20 protein-coding genes are annotated in these 22,805 nt (G+C 37.3%); all 20 read left to right on the top strand.

Features of this window, described 5'->3' with window-relative positions:
• Window positions 1–43 precede the first annotated feature (43 nt).
• The 20 genes from fliS to HYG86_RS06475 all read left to right on the top strand — a co-directional run bounded on the left by fliS (window position 44) and on the right by HYG86_RS06475 (window position 22,646).
• Window positions 44–427 (top strand): flagellar export chaperone FliS, encoded by a 384-nt coding sequence (gene fliS, locus HYG86_RS06570; RefSeq protein WP_213168171.1) that lies wholly within the window; start codon window positions 44–46, stop codon window positions 425–427.
• Window positions 428–1,167: 740 nt separating this feature from the next.
• Entirely contained in the window at window positions 1,168–2,931 is a 1,764-nt protein-coding gene (locus tag HYG86_RS06565; protein WP_213168170.1) for a methyl-accepting chemotaxis protein, read from the top strand.
• Window positions 2,932–3,857: 926 nt separating this feature from the next.
• A complete protein-coding gene (gene hpf, locus HYG86_RS06560) occupies window positions 3,858–4,397 on the top strand; it encodes a ribosome hibernation-promoting factor, HPF/YfiA family (RefSeq protein ID WP_213168168.1) in 540 nt (179 codons plus the stop codon).
• Between the two features lie 738 nt (window positions 4,398–5,135).
• Window positions 5,136–5,672: a PspC domain-containing protein gene (locus HYG86_RS06555; RefSeq protein WP_213168166.1), complete on the top strand. Its 537-nt coding sequence runs from the start codon at window positions 5,136–5,138 to the stop codon at window positions 5,670–5,672.
• 21 nt (window positions 5,673–5,693) lie between these two features.
• The gene (locus HYG86_RS06550; RefSeq protein ID WP_213168164.1) at window positions 5,694–5,879 is read left to right on the top strand and encodes a PspC domain-containing protein; all 186 of its coding nucleotides are present in this window, start codon (window positions 5,694–5,696) and stop codon (window positions 5,877–5,879) included.
• Window positions 5,880–6,882: 1,003 nt separating this feature from the next.
• On the top strand, window positions 6,883–7,542 hold the full coding sequence (gene mobA / locus HYG86_RS06545; protein WP_213168162.1) for a molybdenum cofactor guanylyltransferase: 660 nt from the start codon (window positions 6,883–6,885) through the stop codon (window positions 7,540–7,542).
• Between the two features lie 337 nt (window positions 7,543–7,879).
• On the top strand, window positions 7,880–10,399 hold the full coding sequence (gene secA / locus HYG86_RS06540) for a preprotein translocase subunit SecA (RefSeq protein WP_213168160.1): 2,520 nt from the start codon (window positions 7,880–7,882) through the stop codon (window positions 10,397–10,399).
• Between the two features lie 42 nt (window positions 10,400–10,441).
• Window positions 10,442–11,552 (top strand): peptide chain release factor 2 gene (gene prfB, locus HYG86_RS06535; protein WP_213168158.1). Its coding sequence is split into 2 segments (ribosomal slippage): window positions 10,442–10,510 and window positions 10,512–11,552, totalling 1,110 coding nucleotides; the frame shifts between segments, so codons are not numbered across the junction.
• A complete protein-coding gene (locus HYG86_RS06530) occupies window positions 11,549–12,190 on the top strand; it encodes a hypothetical protein (protein ID WP_213168156.1) in 642 nt (213 codons plus the stop codon). The genes prfB and HYG86_RS06530 overlap by 4 nt, the downstream gene beginning before the upstream one ends.
• Before the next feature lie 15 nt (window positions 12,191–12,205).
• Complete coding sequence (locus tag HYG86_RS06525) at window positions 12,206–13,039, top strand: YitT family protein (RefSeq protein WP_213168155.1); 834 nt, start codon at window positions 12,206–12,208, stop codon at window positions 13,037–13,039.
• 19 nt (window positions 13,040–13,058) lie between these two features.
• On the top strand, window positions 13,059–13,889 hold the full coding sequence (locus tag HYG86_RS06520; protein ID WP_213168153.1) for a transketolase: 831 nt from the start codon (window positions 13,059–13,061) through the stop codon (window positions 13,887–13,889).
• A gap of 13 nt (window positions 13,890–13,902) precedes the next feature.
• Complete coding sequence (locus HYG86_RS06515; RefSeq protein WP_213168151.1) at window positions 13,903–14,841, top strand: transketolase family protein; 939 nt, start codon at window positions 13,903–13,905, stop codon at window positions 14,839–14,841.
• Between the two features lie 218 nt (window positions 14,842–15,059).
• The gene (locus HYG86_RS06510) at window positions 15,060–15,500 is read left to right on the top strand and encodes an HTH domain-containing protein (protein ID WP_213168149.1); all 441 of its coding nucleotides are present in this window, start codon (window positions 15,060–15,062) and stop codon (window positions 15,498–15,500) included.
• Window positions 15,501–16,082 carry a biotin--[acetyl-CoA-carboxylase] ligase gene (locus HYG86_RS06505; RefSeq protein WP_213168148.1) on the top strand — a complete coding sequence of 194 codons (582 nt, stop codon included), beginning with the start codon at window positions 15,501–15,503 and terminating at the stop codon, window positions 16,080–16,082.
• Window positions 16,039–16,578 (top strand): biotin transporter BioY, encoded by a 540-nt coding sequence (locus tag HYG86_RS06500; RefSeq protein WP_213168146.1) that lies wholly within the window; start codon window positions 16,039–16,041, stop codon window positions 16,576–16,578. The genes HYG86_RS06505 and HYG86_RS06500 overlap by 44 nt, the downstream gene beginning before the upstream one ends.
• A gap of 311 nt (window positions 16,579–16,889) precedes the next feature.
• On the top strand, window positions 16,890–17,576 hold the full coding sequence (ftsE, locus tag HYG86_RS06495; RefSeq protein ID WP_213168144.1) for a cell division ATP-binding protein FtsE: 687 nt from the start codon (window positions 16,890–16,892) through the stop codon (window positions 17,574–17,576).
• Window positions 17,566–18,465 carry a permease-like cell division protein FtsX gene (gene ftsX / locus HYG86_RS06490; RefSeq protein WP_213168143.1) on the top strand — a complete coding sequence of 300 codons (900 nt, stop codon included), beginning with the start codon at window positions 17,566–17,568 and terminating at the stop codon, window positions 18,463–18,465. The genes ftsE and ftsX overlap by 11 nt, the downstream gene beginning before the upstream one ends.
• A gap of 28 nt (window positions 18,466–18,493) precedes the next feature.
• Window positions 18,494–19,699 carry a murein hydrolase activator EnvC family protein gene (locus HYG86_RS06485; RefSeq protein WP_213168141.1) on the top strand — a complete coding sequence of 402 codons (1,206 nt, stop codon included), beginning with the start codon at window positions 18,494–18,496 and terminating at the stop codon, window positions 19,697–19,699.
• Window positions 19,700–19,860: 161 nt separating this feature from the next.
• Window positions 19,861–21,279: a S41 family peptidase gene (locus tag HYG86_RS06480; RefSeq protein ID WP_213168139.1), complete on the top strand. Its 1,419-nt coding sequence runs from the start codon at window positions 19,861–19,863 to the stop codon at window positions 21,277–21,279.
• Window positions 21,280–21,359: 80 nt separating this feature from the next.
• Window positions 21,360–22,646, top strand: coding sequence for a PDZ domain-containing protein (locus tag HYG86_RS06475; RefSeq protein ID WP_213168137.1), 1,287 nt, complete (start codon window positions 21,360–21,362; stop codon window positions 22,644–22,646).
• The last annotated feature ends 159 nt before the right edge of the window (window positions 22,647–22,805 follow it).

Here is a 22,805-nt window from a genome sequence, read left to right as displayed (position 1 = left end):
AACGATATATTTATATCTATAATACATATTGGGGGAAATACACATGATGAACAATCCGTATCAACAATACAAGCAGACTCAAGTTTCTACGGCATCACCTGGGGAATTGGTTTTAATGCTTTACAATGGGGCTATCAAGAATATTAATGTAGCCTTAGGGCATTTAGACAGAGGCGAGAAGGATGAATTTAGGGTTAAGGTGGACAAGACTCTAGATATCGTTACCGAGCTTATGGTTAACCTAAGTCCAGATGGTGGAGATATTACTAATAACTTGAGATCTTTATATGACTTTGTAATTAGCAGACTTATTAGTGGAAGTGCGAAATTCGAGAGAAAACCGGTAGAAGAAGCATTACCTGTTATAACTGGCCTAAGGGATACATGGCAGGAGATGTTAAAGCAGGGTGTTAAAAAGCCTGAGTAGTCTAGTGGCTTGTTTAGTTAAGTATAAAAGAACTAGCTTATACCATAGTATAGGTTAGTTCTTTTGTGTTCTTTAGAATGTATAGTAATAAGACCTAAAAGCTTAGCCACAGATCTGAATGATCTTTATGATCTTATGGGCAAAACTAAATCTTAGCCACGGATTTTCACTGATTTCACGGATATGTTTGGATGGTTTTGTGGGTGGTACTTATATAAAAAAAATTCCTTAGCCACAGATCTGCATGATCTTCATGATTTTAAGGGCAAAGATTAAATCTTAAATCAGAGTTATCCGTGTACATATGTTGTATGTCTAGGTTTCTTCAATTCAGAGTCCTGAATCTCATACTTTTTGTAAGTTGGGATGGTTGGAAGTTGATAATTAGTTTGCTTTTGATCTTGACAGTGAAGATGTCTATGCTTTGTGAATCAGTGATTTGTTTTTCTGATTATAGGTCCTATTTTAGTTTTTATAAATCAGTGTTATTCGTGTACATATGTCTATATCTAGGTTTTATTCAATTCAGGGTTCTAAATCTCGTACGCTTTTTAGTCATTGAATAGTGAAGAGTAGTGGTGGAAATAGGTTTTGTATTTTGGAATTACCATTTATAGCAATGTTTTGTTAAAGTATAGTAATAATTTTGGTGATATGATGAAATCCATTGTTCTGTCATTTAAAATACACTATATTAAAAATATAGTATTTCGTGAACAGAAAAAAAGGGGGATTTCAGTATGAGAAGGTTCTTTAGAAAAAAGCAAAGATCAGACAAATCTGTTAAGAAAAAAAGTGGTTTTTCTATTAGGAGCAAGTTGATTTTTTCTACAGCGATTTTTCTTTGTATTATTTTGGGTTTGGGTGCCTATGCAATTAGTATAATTGGTGCCTTAAACAATCAAACTACCCACATCACTACTGAAATTATTCATGGAGTGACCATTTCTCAAGAGATTAATACTGTTTTTAGTGAGTATGGATCCTATGAATACCAACATATTATGTCAGACTCACAAGGTGAGATGGCAAATATAGAGCAAGAGATGCTGTTAAAAAAACAGAGAATCGAAGAGCTGCTGGCAAGCTATGAAGCCAATATCACGTCCGATGAAGACAAAGGCTTGTTTACTTTTGTCAACAATACATGGACAAGCTATGTAGGTAGAAGTGAGCGGGTATTAGAGTTGAGTAAGGGGGATGACTCCGCAGCCGCTCTAACTAGGCTAAGAGCTGGGGATAAAGATTTTCTATACATAGATATGAAGTATGGTTTAAGTAACTTAGAAGCATATAATATAGCTCTGGCGCATGAGTCTAGGGTAGAGGCAAATGACAATTATATTTTCGCCAGAAACTTAACTTCCAGTGTTATTGGATCTGCTATATTATTGGGTTTAGTGTTGCAGGTTATAATTATAAGAAGTATAACGAAACCTCTGAGACTAATGCAGAGCAAACTAGATAATCTAGTGGAAAATGGCGGAGACCTTAAGCAAGTCATAGATATAAGGACAAATGATGAGTTAGGTTCTCTAGCAGAAACAGTAAATAGATTCATAGGTAATTTACGGGTAATAGTAAGGGATATCTCCAGCGTAGCAGAACAGTTATCATCTTCTGCTATCCAGCTGAGTTCAACTAGTCAACAATCCTCCACAGCTGCAGAAGAAGTGGCTAGGGCCATTGGGGAAATAGCCAGTGGTTCCAGTGATCAGGCAAAGGAAACAGAAGAAGGTGTGGAATTTATAACTGATCTAGGTCAACTTGTGGAAAAGAATTATCGCCAAGCCCAAGATTTAAATATGACTACTGAAAAAGTCGATGTCCTAAAAAATGAGGGTCTTGAAATAGTAAGTGAGTTAGTTGAGAAATCCCAACAAAGTAGTAAAGCTGCTAAAGAGGTTCATGAAATAATCCTAACCACAAATGAAGCAGCAGATAAGATACAAGAAGCAAGCTTGATGATCAAAAACATCGCAGAGCAAACTAATCTCTTAGCACTAAATGCAGCCATAGAAGCAGCAAGGGCAGGGGAAGCTGGTCGTGGCTTTGCAGTAGTAGCAGATGAGATAAGAAAACTAGCAGAACAATCCAATGGATTTACAGGTCAAATTGCAGAGATTATTGGTGAGTTATCTAACAAGACAGTAACAGCTGTGAAAACAATGGCCGAGCTTGGAGAGATTGTAAGCTACCAAGCTAAGAGTGTAGATGAAACAAGTACAAAGTTTGATGGTATAGCAAATTCCATTGAAAATATGAAAAAAGCCATTGATGTAATGGCTAACTCCAGTAGGGAAATGGAGGAAAAGAAAGATAAGATTATATCTATAATGGAAAATCTATCAGCTATATCTGAAGAAAATGCTGCAGGGACAGAAGAAGCCTCTGCATCAGTTCAAGAGCAAACATCGGCCATGGATGAAATAGCAAATGCCAGCCATACTCTATCTAAGCTAGCAGAAGAAATGCAACAGAAGATATCTAAGTTTGAGTATTAGTAGACTTAAGAGCGAGCCTTGTAATGGGCTTGCTCTTTTTATGTTGTTAAAGATAATTTAATAATATCAAGTTCCTAGGCCACTACAAATATATGGACTTTTAAGGGAAAGGGCTTTGCCACGGATTTCACTGATTTTCTTGAGATTTGTTGGATGGTTTTGTGGGTTGGATTTATCAATAATTTTTAAAACCTTTAGCCACAGATCTGCATGATCTTTATGATCTTAAGAGCAGGGAATTAAAACATTCTGCTTCACTAAAAAGCATCACACTATGTAAATCTTAGTAATTAAGAACTTATGTATTTAATTCTCGTATGCTTAGTAGTCATTGAATAGTGGAGAGTAGTGGTAAAAGTATGGTTTTATGCTTAGGGCTTAATCACGGATTTTCACGCATTTATGGAATATTTTAGAAGTTAATTATTAGTTTACTTTGATCTTAACAGTGAAGATGTCTATGCCTTGTGAATCAGGAATTTATTTTTCTTTTTATATGTCCTTGGTTTCCTAGGTTTTTAATTCTTTATGTTAATCTTTTTCTAAATCAGTGTTATCCGTATACATATGTCTATGTCTAGGTTTTCTTGGTAGCTTTACGTTTTGGTCTGTTTTTTTGTGGGTCCGGGCAGGTACGGAGCCCTGAGCCCTACAGTATTTGGGAGCTTTTTGTAGGTCTGCCCACCCTAAAGGGATGGGCTACAACTACACGTTTTCATGTTTTTCATTTATCCTTATCTAATTCAACTGTTTTTAAAAAAAATTTTACATAAGTTACCTTATGTAAATCCGTCTAATTCCAGTAGTATAAGCTAAAACTAAGATATCGACAAAAAAATACTTTTATTTTGTACAGAATAGAAGGATTTTTCAAACTTATAGGGAATATTAATATATAACACCTATTAGAAGGAGTTGAGGTATATATGAAAATCATATCAAGGGGAAAAAACATTCAAGTAACTGAAGGACTGAAGCAACACATTGACAAACGAATTGGTAAACTTGAAAAATATTTCGAGGAGAATACCGAAGCTCAAGTAACTTTAAGTGTAACAAAAGATGTGCATGCTGTTGATGTAACAGTATTACTAAATGGAGGTATGCTATTAAGGGCTGAAGAACAGTCAAGCGATATGTACGCATCCATAGATCAAGTTATTGAAAAATTAGAAAGACAAACTAGGAAATATAAAACCCGTGTAAATAGAAAGTCCCGTCAACAAAGTATCAAAGATTTCAATGGAGCTGGAGCACCTGTTCCAGTTGAGGATGATATAAGCGAGCCACAAATTGCTAGAGTTAAGAAGTTCAACATGAAGCCTATGATGACTGATGAAGCAATCTTGCAAATGGATATGTTAGGGCATGATTTCTTCGTATTTATCAACGGGGAGAACGAAGAAGTAAATGTTGTTTACAAAAGGAAAAATGGCGACTATGGTGTTATAGAACCAGAATTTTAAGAAAAATAGCCAGCGTGTAGACGCTGGCTATTTATTTTTGTTCATGGATATACATGATAATAAGGTTAAAGGCCGTAGCCACAAGATCTGCATGATCTATTTGATATAAGGGCAAAGACTAAACATTACGCACACTAACCTTCACTAAAGGGCGTTACACTATATTAAAGCTTAGTAATTAAGATCTTATTATTAAATTCTCGTACGCTTTGTAGTCATTGAATAATGAAGAGTAGTGGTGAAAAAAAAGTTTTAAGCCTTTTTATCCCTATTTCATTTCAGTAAATGGCCAGTGAGGGACAGAATGATGTAGCTAATTTAGGCCGTGTAGGAAACATCTTGGCAGTATATGGTCCGAGACTATTAAAGAAAAGACCCAAAAGCGTAGCCACAGATCTTTATGATCTTTATGATCTTAAGGGCAGGGAATTAAAACATTCTGCTTCACTAAAAAGCATCACACTATATAAAATCTTAGTAATTAAGAACTTATGTATTTAATTCTCGTATGCTTTGTAGTCATTGAATAGTGGAGAGTAGTGGTAAGAGTAGGTTTTGGGCTTACGTTAGTTTTGTGGGTCAGCCCACCCTAAAGGGATGGGCTACAACTGTGGCGGCAGGAAGACTAAAAGAGCTTCACTGCCTAGGCCTGAAATATTTATTAAATTATTGTTAACAACAACAATTGTTAAGGGAAATATTATATAATATAATGTATAAGATAAGGTAGGTGATTTTATGAAAAAGAGATTATATCGCTCCCGTAGGGATACTGTAATTAGTGGTGTATGTGGAGGTATTGCTGATTACCTAAACGTGGACCCGGTAATAGTTAGAGTATTAGCTGTCCTTATTGGGTTTGCCAGTGGTAATGGAATACTCATTTACATTATAGCTGCCATTGCCATACCTAAAGAGCCTTCAGTTATATCAAGGACTAATACAGATGAGGCTGATAGCTATGATGCTAACAAAGATTACGTAGATACAGAGTATAATGCAAATGAAAAAACGTATTCAACTCAAGAAGAGGCAGGGCAAAAACGAGGAACAGCGGGAATGTTATTAGGTATTATTTTGATTTCTTTAGGTTTATTTTTCCTAGCTGGTAACTTCGTTGACTTAAGATACTTGTTTAGAATTAATATGAACTATGTATGGTCATTCTTTAATTACCTTGGAAATTTCTTTTGGTATATAGGTAGATTTTCAAACTATATTTGGCCTGTTTTCTTAATTGCCCTAGGTTTAGTGTTTTTTATTAAGAGTAAATAATAACGTAAGGAGTTGAGATAAATGGCAAGAAAGTTATATCGTTCAAGAAATGACAGAAAAGTAGCTGGTGTTTGTGGAGGAATCGCAGAATACTTCGATCTAGACCCTTCTTTGATAAGAATTGGATGGGTATTATTTATATTATTCGGAGGCTCAGGGCTTCTAGCATATATCATAGCTGCAATAATAATCCCAGATAGCTACTAAGCTAAGTTTTTAAAAGTGACCGCGAGGTCACTTTTTTCTTTGAGAAGAGCTTTTTTAGCCACAGATCTATATGAAATTTAAGGGCAATTATTAAATCGTGGCCACGGATTTTCACTGATTTTCACGGATATGTTGATGGTTTTATAGGCGATACTTAAAAATAAATTCTTAGCCACAGATCTACATGATCTTTATGATCTTAAGGGCAGGAACTAAAACATCCTCACACTAACTTTCACTAAAAAGCGCCACACTATATAAAAGCTTAGTAATTAAGAACTTAGTCTTTAAATCTCGTACGCTTTTTAGTTTTTGAATAGTGAAGAGTAGTGGTGAAAATAGGTTTTTAATTAAGCTTTTTCATCCCCATTTCGTAACAGTTAATGGCCAGTGAGGGACAGAATGATGTAGCTTATTTAGGCTGTGTAGGAAACATCTTGACAGTATATGGTCTGTGACTATTAAAGAAAAGAACCAAAAGCTTAGCCAACAGATCTTTATGATCTTAAGGGCATTAAAACATTCCCTACACTAACTTTCACTAAAAGGCATCACACTATATAAAATCTTAGTAATTAAGACCTTATTTCTTTTAATCTCGTACGCTTTTTGTTCTTTATAGTGAAGAGTAGTGGTAAAAGTAGGTTTTGATCTTATGTTAATTTTGTAGGTCAGCCCACCCTAAAGGGATGGGCTACAACAGCTGCTTGAGGAAGATAAAAAGATGTTTCACACTAACTTTCACTAAAAGGCGCTACACTATATAAAAGCTTAGTAATTAATATCTTATGTCCTTTAATCTCGTACGCGTTTTCGTTATTTATAGTGAAGAGTAGTGGTGAAAATAGGTTTTGATCTTATGTTAGTTTTGCAGGACTACCCACCCTAAAGGATGGGCTACAACTGCGGCGGCAGGAAGATGTACCATTCCCACCCTAAAGGGATGGGCTACATCGGGTGTTTGTGCTATAATGTACTTACTAAATGACAAAGGTGGATTGTGATGCAGATTGATGTTGAACTTAGTATTTTGGCGGGGGGGAAGTCAACTCGCATGGGTGTACATAAAGGTAGCCTTTCCCTTGGGGAAAAAAACTTTGTTGACCATATAATATGTAATATAGGGAATCTGTTTCCATCCATAAGTGTCATAGATAACGGGCTACAGGAAACTAAAATTCCAGGTGTAAGTTACCATGGAGATGCCCTGGAAATAGCTAGTAAGAGCTCTCTTTTAGGTATTCACAGTGCACTGTATCACAGCAGGGCCCCCCAGACTTTTATCTTAGGATGTGACACACCCCTTGTTAATCCGAAAGTAGTGGAGTATATAATATCACAAAAGGACAAAGGGGATATTGTAGTATGTATGGCAGATGGACGCTTTCAGCCACTGTATGGTATATACCATAAAAAGGTGTTGCCGAGGGTAGAAGAAACTCTTTTACAGGACCTACATAAAATAAAGATGCTCCTAGACGAATTTGATACATACTACATACCAGAACAAGAACTTATGGAACTTGACCCAGAGATGAATTTTATCAAGAATTTCAATACATATGCGGATTATCAAAGGCTTTTAGAAAAAGGAGTTAATGTCTTATCCACTGATCTACAGGATCTTTATGATCTTCAGGGCAAAGAAAAAAGGAAAAACTGATAATCGTACGGTTTTTAATCACTTGGTTAGAAAGGTCATGTAAATTATTTGTAAAGTCCTACAGAAAACCATATAAAAAACCCTATAATAATTATCTTACACAAGCCATACTTAACACAAAAATCAATACAATACCCATAAGATAAGCCCTTGGTTAAAAATGTCCGTGTCATTTTGATGAATATTGTGCCAAAGGTTTAAAAAATGGCTCGAAATAGGCAAAAGGTTGAGTTTTTTTAGTCAAAGTGCTAAAATTGAATAATAAGGAAAATGGAAAGGGACCATAGGCTTAGGTTCCTTTTAATTGTACTCAATAAGTATTGGGGGTTAATAAAAAATGATAGGATTTGTATCAAAAATATTCGGATCATCCAATGACAAAGAAATTAAGAAACTATCAAAACTAGTTGATAAAGTAAACAGCTTTGAAAGCACCATAAAAGGGTTATCAGACGAACAACTAAAGGATAAAACAAATGAATTTAAAGCAAGGCTCAATAAAGGTGAAACACTAGATGCTATTTTACCTGAAGCCTTTGCTGTAGTAAGGGAAGCATCCGTCAGGGTTATTGGTATGCGTCACTTTGATGTCCAAATCCTCGGTGGTATTGTATTGCATCAAGGAAGAATATCTGAGATGAAAACAGGTGAAGGTAAAACCCTTGTTTCTACTTTGCCAGCTTACCTAAATGCCTTAACTGGAAAAGGTGTGCATATCATAACAGTAAATGACTACCTTGCCACAAGGGATAGTGAGTGGATGGGTAAGGTCCATGAATTCTTAGGGCTAAGTGTAGGTCTAATTGTCCATGGTTTGAATTCTGAAGAACGAAGACATGCATATGCATGTGATATCACATATGGTACAAACAACGAGTTTGGATTTGACTACTTAAGGGATAACATGGCCATATACAAGGAAAACCTTGTACAAAGAAACCTTACCTATGCTATTATCGATGAGGTGGACAGCATACTAATCGATGAAGCTAGAACCCCACTTATCATCTCTGGTCAAGTTGATCAAGATATAAGCATGTACTACCGTTACGCTAAGCTAATTCCAAGACTGCGAAAAGAAGAGCATTACGCCATCGATGAAAAAGCCAACTCAGTTGTGTTAACGGAAGATGGTGTAAAAGAAGTTGAAAAGCAGCTTAACATAGAAAACCTTTTTGATGATGAAAACATGGAAGTATCCCATCATGTTAATCAAGCCCTAAGGGCTCATGTAATGATGAAAAGGGATAAGGATTATGTTGTTCAAAACAACCAAGTTGTTATAGTAGATGAGTTCACTGGTCGTTTAATGCAAGGTAGGAGATATAGTAATGGTCTTCACCAAGCCATTGAAGCAAAGGAAAACGTCCGTATTGAAAAGGAAAGTCAAACCCTGGCATCTATCACATTCCAAAATTACTTTAGAATGTATGACAAATTATCTGGTATGACAGGTACAGCTATAACTGAAGAAGAAGAGTTCAGAAAGATCTATGGCTTAGATGTAGTTGTAATACCTACAAATGCACCTATGGTCCGTAAAGACTTGCCTGACACAGTTTATAGGTCAGAACCTGGCAAGATAACGGCCATTATAGATCAAATTGAAGAATGCAATAAAACAGGTCAGCCTGTTCTTGTAGGTACAATTAGTATAGAAAAATCAGAGTTGTTATCTGATGCCCTAAAGAAAAAAGGAATCCCCCACACTGTACTTAACGCTAAGTATCACGAAAAAGAAGCAGAAATAGTTGCCAGTGCTGGTCAAAGGGGAGCTGTAACCATAGCTACAAACATGGCAGGTAGGGGTACTGACATTGTACTAGGTGAAGGTGTAAAAGAGCTTGGTGGTTTATATATTATAGGTACTGAGCGTCATGAAAGTAGAAGGATTGATAACCAGCTTCGTGGTAGAGCAGGTCGTCAAGGTGACCCTGGGGCGTCCCAGTTCTTCATATCCCTTGAAGATGACCTCATGAGACTATTTGGCTCAGAAAAAATCATGGGAATGATGGATAAACTTGGTATGGATGATTCCATGCCAATAGAAGCAGGTCTTATTAGTAAGGCCATTGAAAATGCACAAAAACGTGTGGAAGGTAAAAACTTTGATATTCGTAAACATGTACTGCAATTTGACGATGTAATGAATACCCAAAGGGAAATCATCTATAAACAAAGAAGAGAAATCCTTATGGGTGAAAAGCTAAAGGATAAAATAATTGGCATGGTGGAAAAGGTTGTACAAAAATCTGTAGACCTATATGCAAACAAAGAGCTTTATCCAGAGGATTATGACCTTAAAGGGCTGCTTGAATATGCAGAAACAATTTACCTCATGCCCCATGATGTAAAACTTGAACAAGTAGAAGGTCTGCATAGGGATGAAATCTACGAACTTTTTGTAGAAAAATTTAAAGAAAACTACAGCATCCGTGAAGAACAAATGCAAGGCATGATGGAAGAACTAGAAAGAGTAGTTGTCCTAAGAACTGTAGATACCAAGTGGATGGATCATATAGATGCAATGGATGACCTACGTCAAGGTATCGGACTAAGGGCCTTTGGTCAAAAGGATCCACTAACTGAATACAAATTTGAAGCATTTAATATGTTTGAAGGTATGATTGAAAGTATTCAAGAGGATGTAGCTAGGCTAATCTTTAGGGTTCAACTTACACAAACGCCTATGAGAAGGGCAGTGGCTGTTGCAAACGATACTCCTGCAGCAGGTGAAGGTGATCCCAACAAGCCAAGTCAAGGACCAAACCAGAGCCCTGCTAAGAGTAATAAAGTAGGTAGAAATGACCCATGCCCTTGTGGTAGTGGGAAAAAATATAAGAAATGCTGTGGCTAATGATTACTCATTAGCCACTGAGTATGTTAAGGAGTTGAGAGAATGATTTCTGAACTACGAAATAAGTTAAAGGTAGTTGATAAACGTCTAAACGATTTGAGTGTTTCCCTTTGATGTAGCTTTAAAAGAAGAAAATATCAAAGCCTTAGAGGGTCAAATGGCAGAACCAGACTTTTGGGATGACAGGGAAAAGTCTCAAGGGGTAATAGATGAATTGACAGAGCTAAAGGATATAGTCAATAAATTCAAGGATATAAATGAGCAACTTGCCAATTTCAATGAGATGCTAGAACTTCTAGAAATGGAAGAAGACCCTGAATTTGAAAAGGATATGGCAAAGGGTGTCGAATCCTTAGAGAAACAATTGGAAATCCTAGAATTAAGCCAATTATTGTCTGGGAAATATGATCACAACAACGCCATAGTATCCCTTCATCCTGGGGCAGGTGGCTTAGAGTCTTATGACTGGGCAGAAATGCTTTACCGTATGTACCTGCGATGGAGCGAGAAAAAAGGTTTTAAAGTAGATATACTTGATTATCTCGCTGATATGGAAGCAGGAATTAAAAGTGTAACCATACTTATAAAAGGTAGAAATGCTTTTGGTTATCTAAAAGGTGAAAAAGGTGTGCATCGTCTAGTAAGGATATCTCCCTTTGATTCTTCAGGTAGGCGCCATACCTCCTTTGCATCTGTGGATGTTCTTCCAGAGATTGAAGATGGTGAAGAGATAAAAATAGCACCTGAAGATCTTAAGACAGATACCTACCGTGCCAGTGGAGCTGGTGGACAACATGTAAACAAAACTGATTCAGCTGTTCGAATAACTCATTTGCCTACAGGTATAGTTGTACAGTGTCAAAATGAGAGATCTCAGCACTCTAACAGAGCCGCTGCCATGAAAATACTAGCTGCTAGATTAGCGGAAAAACAAAGACTAGAACAACAAAAAGAGTTAGATACTATAAGGGGAGAACAGATGGATATAGGCTGGGGAAGCCAGATTCGCTCATATGTTTTCCATCCATACAGCATGGTTAAAGATCACAGAACTAGTGTAGAAGTTGGCAACACCCAAGGTGTGCTAGATGGTGATTTAGACAAATTCATGGATGGTTATTTAAAGTATCTAGTGGAGAGTAAAAAATCATGAAAAAGATAGCATTGATATTGTTAATTGTATTTGTACTATTACTAACAGTGGCAGAGCTTTTGTCCCCAACTGTAATACTGTATTATGCAAAACAACAAATTACGGAAATGGGTGTAGATGAAATTGAAATAGAATTGACTTCAACAAGACCCCATTTACTAAAAGCTCTCACAAATAACCTTGAAGGTAAAGGAACCATATATGACTTCAATTCCGTTCTAAACTTTGAAAGGCTGGATGTGAGATTTAGCAATATGGGCCTTAAAGGCGGAGATTTAGACTTCACAGCACTGATTTCTGAGGCAGAACTATCTAGGTACTTAAAGGACCAGTGGGATGAAAATATAGGCGTTGCCCTTACAGAGGGAAATGTAAGTATCTCAATTCCCGTAAACCTGATTTTTGTTAAGATAGAAGCTACCTTTAATGGGAAATTCCAGGTAGAGACTGACAACAGAATTTCTTTTGTAGTAGAAAATGTAAACATGAATTTACCTGGCTTTGAACAGCAGGCAACAGACTTTTTCTTAAACAATTATAAGCTAGATTTTTCACTGGGAAGTATACCCTATACCGAAATAACAGATATACAAATCAAAGAAGGATACCTATATTTATATGGAGAAATAGACATGTAACGGAGTGTGTTTTTAATGAAGGCTTTTAAAGATTACCTACTTATAACCCTAGGCTGCTTAATAACATCAATAAGCCTAAATGGACTATTGATCCCAAACAGAATAGCTGCTGGAGGAGTTAGTGGTTTTGCTACAGTGCTATACTATCTTTTTGGTATACCTGTCAGTATCACATTGATAGTTGTAAACATACCCCTATTTATTGCAGGAGTGATATACTTAGGGAGAAAATTTGGTATAAGGACACTTTACGGAACCATTATCCTCGCCCTAATGGTGGCATTAACATCGGGGATTTCCCCTCTTACAAGCGATCCACTCTTAGCTTCAATATACGGTGGAGTATTATCAGGGCTAGGATTAGGAATAGTGTTTAGAGCTAAGGCAACAACTGGGGGCACAGATTTAGCTGCCCAGCTACTACATAAGTTTTGGGGGTTTACAGTTGGTCAAGGGCTTTTAGGCATCGATTTCTTAGTTATAGCCTTGGCAACAATAGCCTTTAATGCAGAGTTAGCCATGTACGCTTTAATAGCTGTATTTATTACGGGTAAGGGTATAGACCTAGTACAGCAAGGATTGCGTGTATCAAAAATGGCATTAATTATTTCTAATGAACCTGAGAAAATCTCAGAAACAATTCTATATAAACTAAATCGCGGAGCAACAACACTTCGAGGTAAGGGAGCATATTCAAAGGTTGATAAGGATGTCATCCTATGCGTGGTTAACCAAATGGAGATAACAAAGTTAAAAGAAATGGTTTATGATGTTGATAACAAAGCATTCGTTATAGTTACTGATATTACTGAAGCCCTCGGAGAAGGTTTTAAGCTAATAGATAATTAAACATTAAGGAGGACAAAGAATGAACAAAAATTTATCCAAAGAGAAGCTAGAAGTGCTTTCTACTGCTGCCAAAAATGTCAGAAGGAGCATTTTAGAGATGGTAACGGCTGCAAAATCAGGACATCCAGGTGGATCTTTATCTGCAGTTGAGATTATGACCAGTCTTTATTTTGAGGTTATGGACATTGATATCAACGACCCACAAAAAGAAGATAGAGACAGATTTGTTTTAAGTAAAGGCCATGCAACACCAGTACTTTATGGGACTTTAGCAGAAAAAGGCTTTTTCCCAAAAGAGGAAATACAAAACTTTAGAAAAATCAATTCAATTTTACAAGGACATCCAGATATGAAGAATATCCCTGGTGTTGACATGTCTTCTGGTTCACTAGGCCAAGGTCTATCAGTTGCAAACGGTATGGCTTTAGCTGGAAAACTTAACAAGTCAGAAAAACATGTATATGCCCTTTTAGGTGATGGAGAAATTCAAGAGGGGCAAATATGGGAAGCTGCAATGTCTGCGGCACACTATAAATTAGATAACATGATTGCTTTCCTAGACTACAATGGTTTGCAAATCGATGGAGATGTTGAAGATGTAATGGCTGTTCATCCCCTTGATGCAAAATGGGAAGCATTTAACTGGCATGTACAAGTAATAGATGGCCATGATTTTAACGCTATTTTCTCAGCAATCGACCAAGCTAAAGCAACAAAAGGTAAACCTTCTGTTATTATAGCTAAGACAGTTAAAGGAAAAGGTGTATCTTTTATGGAAAACAAAGCTGAGTGGCATGGTTCAGCACCTAGTCCAGAGCAACTTGCCCAAGCATTAGAGGAATTAAAGTAGGAGGGAAATGAATATGTCAAAAACTATTGCCACAAGGGACGCATACGGTAAAGCCTTAGTAGAGTTAGGTAAAGAAAACAAAGATATTGTAGTTCTAGACGCTGACCTTTCAAAATCGACTAAAACTGCAGGTTTCTATAATGAATTTCCAGAAAGATTTTTCAACATGGGTATAGCTGAGGCTGACCTTATGGGAACAGCTGCAGGTTTTGCAGCAGCAGGTAAAATCCCATTTGCCAGTACATTTGCTATCTTTGCCACAGGTAGAGCATATGATCAAATCAGAAATTCCATCGGTTACCCTAAGTTAAACGTAAAAATAGCTGCTACCCATGCAGGTTTAACAGTTGGTGAAGATGGAGCAACACATCAAGCACTAGAGGATATCGCTCTAATGCGTGTTATTCCAAACATGACAGTTATAGTACCAGCAGATGGTCCAGAGACTGAGCAAGCAATTAGAGCTGCTGCTGACATGAAAGGTCCTGTGTATATCCGCCTAGGACGTCCAAACTTACCAGTGTTAAACTCTGATGACTATAAGTTTGAGTTAGGTAAGGGTGTTGTACTTAAAGAAGGTAGCGATGTGACTATAGTTGCCACAGGTGTCATGGTAAGTGTAGCTGTGGAAGCTGCTGAGTTACTTTCTAAAGATGGAGTTAGCGCAGAGGTTGTTAATATCCATACAATCAAACCAATTGACAAAGACCTTCTTGTAAAATCAGCACAAAAGACTGGTGCTGTTGTAACTGCAGAAGAGCACAATATCATGGGTGGTTTAGGTTCAGTTGTCAGTGAAGTACTAGGACAATTTGCTCCAACACCAATTGAAATGGTAGGCACAGAGGATACATTCGGTGAATCAGGAACACCAAATGAACTACTGCAAAAATACGGCCTAACAGCTGAAAAAATAGCAGAAAAAGCAAAGAGAGCAATGGCAAGAAAATAATATTTAGATCAAAAGCAGGCCAACATGGCCTGCTTTTTTAATTGCTAGGAAAGTATATTTTCCTGATTGTAGCCCATCCCTTTAGGGTGGGTGACCCTCAGAGATATCAAACAGGTTTTTTCTTTTAGATTTAATCCCATCATTGTCACCCTGAATATCATTGATAGTTGACAAACACGTCTGAAAAAAGTATCCTAAATCAGAAGGAGTGATTTTTAATGGATACTGCTACAGAGGTGCTCAAACTATTTCTTGAAAATCCTAAGGAAAATATATCAGGACAATATATAAGTGAGAGGTTAGGTATTAGTCGCAATGCTGTTTGGAAAGGGATTGAACAACTACGTAAAAGTGGATATATCATTGAGGGAATAACCAACAAAGGATATGTTATATCTAGGTTTCCAACAGATGTTGATAAACACTACTTACAAGTAAAACTTTCATCCTTTTGGAAAGAAATCATAGTTGTTGACTCCATAGATTCCACAAACATACAACTTAAAAAACTAGCTGACCAAGAACAAGACCAAAACCAAGAACAAGACCAAGATCAAGAACAAGGAAAAAAGCGGGGAACAATCTTTATTGCAAAAGAACAGACAAAGGGTAAAGGAAGGCTAGGTAGACAGTGGAACTCTCAAAGTGGAGGTCTTTGAATGTCCATTCTGCTTAGACCCCAACTTCCCATGGAAGATTTGTCCCTACTGACCCTTACAATGGCAGCTGTAGTTAGGGAAGGTATAAAGGAGTACTTGGGTGTGGAAACTCAGATAAAATGGCCCAATGATATCTTACATAACGGCAGGAAAATTGCAGGTATCCTTACAGAAGTAAAAGGTGACATGGATTCCGTGGACTACGTAGTGGTAGGTATGGGTATAAACTGTAACAACAACGTAGCTGAGGAATTGAAACAAAAGGCCACCTCTTTAAAGACCATATGGGGAAAGGAAATAAATATAAATCATTTGCTCATGGCTATCACACAAAAACTGGAATATTACTTTCATAGCTTCCTAAACCGGGAAGTTAGTGAGGTGTTGAATATAAATCGTAAGTATTCATATTTAATAGGAAAAGAAATAGAAATTGCAAATATAAAGGGAATAGAAAAAGGCATGGTAGTTGATATCTCCTCAGACGGATCCCTGATAATTCAACAAGAAAATAACATTAAAAAGGTGGTCAGTGGAGATGTCTCCCTCAGTAATACGTACACAAGCCTTAGTAAAAATTAGTTTATTCGCTGTGCTAACATATATAGGAAGTTTAATTCAAATACCAATGTACCCTACACCAGTTACATTGCAAACATTCTTTGTCATGTTGTCTGGAATGTTTTTAGGTCCAGTATATGGAGCAATAAGCCAAATTGTATACATGTTCATGGGCCTTGTGGGTCTCCCTGTATTCAGTGGTGGAGGGGGTATAGGCTATGTACTACACCCAAGCTTTGGTTTTATCTTAGGTTTTATCATATTGGCTTTCTTCTGTGGATTAGGGAAAGGGAAGTTTGATTTACTATGGATAATAGCTGGAAACATAGTGCTCTATTTAGTAGGAACAACGTATATTTGGTACATCGTTAATAATGTCATGGGAAGTAGCGTAACGCTTTTAAACACCATAAAAGGAATGGTGATATTTCTACCTGGTGATATTGTAAAAATGATAGTCGCTGTAGGGCTTGTTAGGAAAGTGAGTAGAAATCTTAGAAGTAACCCAAAACAATAACGCTGATAACACGGTGAAAAAAACATTAATATTACCGTGAAATCCGTGTTTAAGCTTTTGAACTATATATTTTTAATACCTAAAAGACGAGCAATGCTCGTCTTTTTAGTGCTAAATTCCCAGTATTTTGGCATTGTAAAGTACTACAATCAATGATTAAATAATAATATAGAAAAAAAGAGGGACCTCGGGAAAAAATAAAAGGATTTGCAGGTATTATGTCGAATTGATAAAAATACGACTAAAAAGAACTCTTTCACATGTACAAGATGAACTTTCAATCATACTAACTCAAGGAGTGAAGAATAAATATGATCATTTTTCAAGATGTTTCTATATGTTACCCTAACGGAACCTATGCATTAACAGATGTTAATTTAAAAATAGATAAAGGGGACTTCGTATATATAGTTGGTCCCAGTGGAGCAGGTAAATCGTCACTATTAAAAGCTATATTTAAGGAAGTAAGTGTTAAAAAGGGACAACTGTTCATGTTTGATAAAAACATCACAAGAATTAAAGACAAAGATGTGCCATACCTTAGGAGACAAATGGGTGTTGTTTATCAGGACTTCCGCCTACTTTCTGATAAGAATGTCTTTGACAACGTAGCTTTCGCCCTCCGTGTAATAGGAAACCCAAAAAAAGAAATTGATAGAAAAGTACACCAAGCTTTAGATTTCGTTGGACTTAGAAATAAAGTGAAAAGCTATCCTCACCAATTATCTGGTGGTGAGCAACAAAGGGTTTCACTAGCTAGGGCCTTAGTTAACCAACCAGCTCTTCTAGTTTGTGATGAACCAACTGGTAACTTAGACCCAGATACAGCTCATGAGATAATGGGCATTTTAAATAACATAAACTTAAGAGGGACCACAATTGTTATGGCCACCCATGCACGAGATATAGTAGACCAATACAGACACAGAGTAATCGGAGTAAAAGACGGAAAAGTAGTTAGAGATGATGCAAAGGGGGGTTACGAGAATGATTTTTAGAAATATATTATATTTCTTTAAAGAAGCACTAGTTGGGGTAACCAAAAACCGCTGGATGACCTTAGCTTCGGCAGGAGTAACATTCGCAACTTTACTGGTGTTAGGGGTTTTCATCGTTTTTAATAACAACCTTGAAGTAATGGTAGAAGATATTAAAAATCAAGTGGAAGTTATTGCATACCTAGAACTTGAAGTAGAGGAAGAACAAATAGATATAGTAAGAAGTGAACTAATAACAGTAAACGGCATTAAAGAATTAAGATATGTTTCTAAGGAAGATGCCCTAGAAAGACTAAGGGAAATGCTAGGGGATCACTCAGATATAACAGAAGGATTTGACGATAGAAATCCTCTTCCAGCTAGCTTTGAGATAGTTGCTGATGATCCAGATACAATAGGAGACATAGCTGAAAGAGTTGGCAAAATTCCCTTTGTTGAAACAGTAGATTATGGACAAGAAGTAGTTGAAAAACTATTTAACGCCATGAATATGGTGCAATGGATTGGCTTAGGTTTTATGAGTGTTATGTTGGTAATGGCAGTATTTTTGATATCCAATACTATCAAACTAACTGTTTACGCAAGAAGAAAAGAAATATCCATAATGAAATCCGTTGGAGCAACGGACTGGTTTATCCGCTGGCCATTTGTATTAGAAGGTCTTTTCCTAGGACTATTTGGTACAGGACTGGCGCTGTTAGCACTGTATTACGGATATGGGTATGCCCTGGAAGCTGTTTACATGAATATTCCAGACAACTTGCTTACCGTAGGTTTTTTACATCTTGACGAGATATTCCCTATTCTAGTTAAATATCTAGCTGTCTTAGGGGTAAGTATAGGAGCCATTGGTAGTGGAATTTCCCTAGGGAGATTTTTAAAAGTATAAAAGTTCAACAGAAGGGAGGAGTCATGATTTGTCTAAGGGGAAGCTTAAACTAATATTTGTAACAGCCCTAGTGCTATTATTGGCGTTCACAACCATTGGTTCAGTATGGGCGAATGAATTGGATGACAAAAGAGACGAACTAGATTCAATTGAGGAACAAAGAAAAGAAGCAGATCAAAAACGTAGAGCTTTGCAGGGGGATATTTCTGCAATACAGGCTGAAATTGCAAGATTAGATAATCAACTTGTGCAGCAAAGGGCTAAGGTTCGCGGTATTAATGACGAAATCCGTGAAACTGAAAGGGCTATTACGTTGAAGGAACAAGAAATCATCGAAACAGAGGAGTATCTAGAAGAACAAACTGGATACTTTGAGTCTCGCATGAGAGCTATGTACCAAAGGGGAAATGTGGGCTACTTAGAAGTACTCTTTTCAGCCACGAACTTTTCAGACTTTCTATCTAGATTTCACTTCCTTAGAACAATGCTAGAAGATGATGTAAAACTGGTTGAAGAAATCAAAGAGAAAAAAGAATTTTTAGAGTTTGAAAAGCTAGAGCAAGAAAAGAGAAAATCAAGGCTTGTTGTACTTAGAGCAGATGCAGTAAAAGCTCAAAGCCAAATTGAAGCTGACATGCTAGAACAACAAAAATTAAATGAGCAGCTTCATAGAGATGTTCAACATACACAAGCATACATTAACGAACTTGAGAAAGCATCTCAACAAGTTGAACGCCAAATAAGAGAAATCTTAGAAAGACAAGCAAACCAAAATGTTTCTAGGGGAGAAGCAACAGGAAATCTTGCATGGCCAGTTCCTGAATATGGCGCAGGATGGATTACCTCTCCTTATGGATGGAGAACACACCCTATCAGTGGTAACAGGGCCTTTCATAACGGTATTGATATTGGTATACCTAGAACAAGATGGGAAGCTTCTCCAACCTTCAATGGTTCTGCTGTTAACATAGTTTCGGCAGATGGTGGAGTGGTTATATTTGCTGGTGGTAATGCTGCCTCAGGATATGGTAGATATGTTATTGTCGACCATGGTAACGGTGTAGCAACACTATACGCACATATGCATAGAGTGACAGTACAGCAAGGGCAAGCAGTGGCAAGGGGTCAAGCACTTGGTACAGTTGGTTCCACAGGTAACTCAACTGGTCCGCACCTTCACTATGAAGTGCGGGTAAACGGCCAACATACAAACCCAATGACACATTACAGATAGGTATTTAAAAAAGGTGGATACTTCCACCTTTTTTTCTATAGCATTTAGAGGAAATGTTGATTACCCTAAATATATACAGAAAACAAAATTAAAGGGAATTATTAATGAAGATAGAATAATAATATTATAGTAAATATATAATTTGATGGGGTGTGTATCTAATGAAGAATAAAAATACTATAATCATCTTTCTAGTGGTGTTGCTATTTACTAACGTGGCCTTTTACGCATTGGGATATAGTTCTGGGCAAGGCACAATAGTAGAATCCTTACCACCTGTGGGAGAAGTGGTAGATAGAGACGAGTTTTTAGACAAAATCCTCGAGATAAGTGGTGTCATTGATGATCATTACTTTAATGACTATGATTGGGACACAATTCAAGAAGGTGTATATCGTGAGTTAATATCATCATTAGGCGACCCCTATAGTGAATATCTTTCACCAAAGGATCTTGAAAATTTACAGATAAGCTCAGGGAGAAGTTACGGAGGTATTGGTGTTGAAGTGACAATGAATAATGGCAGGGTCACTGTGGTAACACCTATGGAAGGTAGCCCAGGGCAGAGTGCTGGTTTATTACCTGGAGATATGATAGTGGAGGTAGATGGAACTAATACAGAAGGAATGAGCCTTTCAGAGGTTGTAGATCTAATCCGAGGTGAGCCTGATACTGAAGTAAACTTAGGGATACTAAGGGAAGGCAGACAAGATGTTTTAAAGGTTTCCATTGTAAGGGGAGTTATAACGTCAACTGCTGTTGAGTGGGATATGCTCCAGGGAAAATTAGGATACCTAAGAATAACTAGGTTTGCCGAGGGAGCAGACCAAGAATTTGTCACAGCACTTACTCAACTTAGAAATGAAGGTATGGAAGAACTTATAATTGACCTAAGGGGTAATCCAGGGGGATATCTTCATATTGTTGTAAATATTGCCCAATATTTAGTACCTGCAGGTGACGTTGTATACATGGAAGATAAAAATGGTGTAAGGGTTAGAACATTTGGATCTCAACTAGAAGAAAGGGGTTTCGATGTAGTTGTACTAATCGATGAAAATAGTGCAAGTGCTTCGGAGATACTGGCGGGAGCCTTAAAGGATAGGGATGCAGGTACCCTAATCGGTAAGAACACATTTGGGAAAGGTTCTGTTCAAAGTATTTTAGATTTTGATGATGGAAGTGCTGTGAAATTAACGATACAGAAATACTTCTCGCCCCGTGGGAACGTTATAGACGGTGTGGGAGTAGCCCCTGATATAGAAATAGAACAACCAGAAGCGGCAAACTTCCCTTCATACTCATATAAAGGGAGATTGGAAGTTGGTAGCACGGGATTAGACGTGGTTATCATCAATAGAATATTATACTTCCTAGGGTTTGGTGAAGACACTGACGATAGTACCTTTACTGAAAGTACTAAACAAGCATTGGGGAAATTTCAGAGTGCCAATGGGTTGGCACCTACAGGGTTTATGGATGCTAATACAGCGGAAAAATTAAACGAGAAGTTCACTGCACATAAGAAGGATAATGATATGCAACTAAAAGAAGCAATTGATTTTTTTAAAAGAAATTAGGAATTTGGAGCGGTGGTGAAAAAGTGTTTTCATTTGATGTATTAAGAGAAGGTTTTATGTTTTTTATAAGGATTTTCACTATGATGATACAATCCCTTTTTATGGGTTTGATGGAGTTTCGCAGTATCTTCCCTATTCTCCTTTTGGTAGTACTTTTCATGGTTAAAAAGCAATATAATAGGCAAATGTTAATGGAGAGAAGGCTTTTTGGTATCTCCATTACCAATCCTACTAGACAAACAATTACATCTTTAATCTTTGGATTCCTAGGTGGATTAATCGGTAGCATAATGCTAGTTTTTATAGGTGTAGATATAGCTGTTGTAGGGCTGCATTTCGCTTGGCCTATAGCAATTTTATTAATGCTTTACAATCCCAGATATATGTGTTTTTCCTATGCTGGCGGGATCGTAGGGGTGGCAAGCTTGCTTGCTAGGGGCATACTGTCCTTATATGGAGAAATAGAGCTTACTGGTATAGCCCTTCAGTTTGTTACAATTAACCTACCAGGCCTCATGGCAGTTGTTGGTATACTTCACTTAACGGAGAGTGTTCTAATATATTTAAGTGGAGCAAAAGGGGCAAGCCCCATGTTTTTAAAACACAATGATAAAGTGGTGGGAGGATTTACCCTCCAACGCTTTTGGCCAGTGCCCATTGTAGCACTGGTAGCTGCAGCTATTACCACTGGAGAAGCTGCTGGTGGTTCAATCGCTATGCCTAACTGGTGGCCCCTTATTAACTCTAACTTAACAGCACCAGATGGTTACACCATTACCTACATTATGTTCCCCATAATAGCAGCCCTAGGTTATGGTGACCTGGCACTATCAACTCATCCCAAGGAGAAATCCAAAAAGACAGCACTAAGTCTATTTTTATATAGTGTTTCATTGGTAGGTCTCGCTGTCCTAGCAGCATTTTACCCAGTTGTAACTGTTTTACCTGTGCTATTTGCACCCCTTGCCCATGAATTTTTGATAGTTGTTTCCAATAATCGAGAGTTCAAAGGAGAGCCCCTTTTCGTAGCCCCTAAAGAGGGAATTATGGTTCTTTCTGTAATTAAAGGATCAGTAGCAGAGAAAATGGGTATCCAATCAGGTTATGTTATTACCAGAGTAAACGGTACCTATGTAGAGGACGAAACACACTTTAAGGAACTTTTGGTAGCCCTAGATACCTATGCAAAGTTTGAAATAATAGATAACAATGGTAGCTACAGGCATGTGCAAGCACCACTATTTGGACGCCGCCGACAAATGGGCCTTATAATAATACCAAAGAACCCAGAACATGCAGTAACAATGAGTACGGAAAGCCCACTGGAAAACTTGTGGAAGAAGATTACTAAGGAAAAAGCAAGCTAACCACTGCACTGTTGAAAATCACTTTTTGTTATTGATTAAACCCAGCATCCCCACGTATCAAAGATACGCTGCGGTGCTGGGTTTCCTTGCGCCTCAAATAACTTGCATAGACCTTACCTCAAAACAATCGAACATAAATTCGATTGACCCCTTTTAATT

Source organism: Alkalicella caledoniensis (assembly GCF_014467015.1).
GTDB lineage: Bacteria > Bacillota > Proteinivoracia > Proteinivoracales > Proteinivoracaceae > Alkalicella > Alkalicella caledoniensis.
The sequence above is the reverse complement of the archived record's forward strand: the minus strand, read 5'-3'. Positions and strand labels throughout refer to the sequence as shown.

Coding starts and splice junctions, on each gene's coding strand:
- ftsX (WP_213168143.1), top strand. CDS start 17,566: ATGATTTTTAGAAATATATTATATTTCTTTAAAGAAGCACTAGTTGGG.
- HYG86_RS06515 (WP_213168151.1), top strand. CDS start 13,903: ATGTCAAAAACTATTGCCACAAGGGACGCATACGGTAAAGCCTTAGTA.
- HYG86_RS06550 (WP_213168164.1), top strand. CDS start 5,694: ATGGCAAGAAAGTTATATCGTTCAAGAAATGACAGAAAAGTAGCTGGT.
- HYG86_RS06525 (WP_213168155.1), top strand. CDS start 12,206: ATGAAGGCTTTTAAAGATTACCTACTTATAACCCTAGGCTGCTTAATA.
- HYG86_RS06480 (WP_213168139.1), top strand. CDS start 19,861: ATGAAGAATAAAAATACTATAATCATCTTTCTAGTGGTGTTGCTATTT.
- HYG86_RS06510 (WP_213168149.1), top strand. CDS start 15,060: ATGGATACTGCTACAGAGGTGCTCAAACTATTTCTTGAAAATCCTAAG.
- HYG86_RS06520 (WP_213168153.1), top strand. CDS start 13,059: ATGAACAAAAATTTATCCAAAGAGAAGCTAGAAGTGCTTTCTACTGCT.
- HYG86_RS06530 (WP_213168156.1), top strand. CDS start 11,549: ATGAAAAAGATAGCATTGATATTGTTAATTGTATTTGTACTATTACTA.
- ftsE (WP_213168144.1), top strand. CDS start 16,890: ATGATCATTTTTCAAGATGTTTCTATATGTTACCCTAACGGAACCTAT.
- HYG86_RS06555 (WP_213168166.1), top strand. CDS start 5,136: ATGAAAAAGAGATTATATCGCTCCCGTAGGGATACTGTAATTAGTGGT.
- HYG86_RS06475 (WP_213168137.1), top strand. CDS start 21,360: ATGATGATACAATCCCTTTTTATGGGTTTGATGGAGTTTCGCAGTATC.
- mobA (WP_213168162.1), top strand. CDS start 6,883: ATGCAGATTGATGTTGAACTTAGTATTTTGGCGGGGGGGAAGTCAACT.
- fliS (WP_213168171.1), top strand. CDS start 44: ATGATGAACAATCCGTATCAACAATACAAGCAGACTCAAGTTTCTACG.
- HYG86_RS06565 (WP_213168170.1), top strand. CDS start 1,168: ATGAGAAGGTTCTTTAGAAAAAAGCAAAGATCAGACAAATCTGTTAAG.
- hpf (WP_213168168.1), top strand. CDS start 3,858: ATGAAAATCATATCAAGGGGAAAAAACATTCAAGTAACTGAAGGACTG.
- HYG86_RS06505 (WP_213168148.1), top strand. CDS start 15,501: ATGTCCATTCTGCTTAGACCCCAACTTCCCATGGAAGATTTGTCCCTA.
- HYG86_RS06500 (WP_213168146.1), top strand. CDS start 16,039: ATGTCTCCCTCAGTAATACGTACACAAGCCTTAGTAAAAATTAGTTTA.
- secA (WP_213168160.1), top strand. CDS start 7,880: ATGATAGGATTTGTATCAAAAATATTCGGATCATCCAATGACAAAGAA.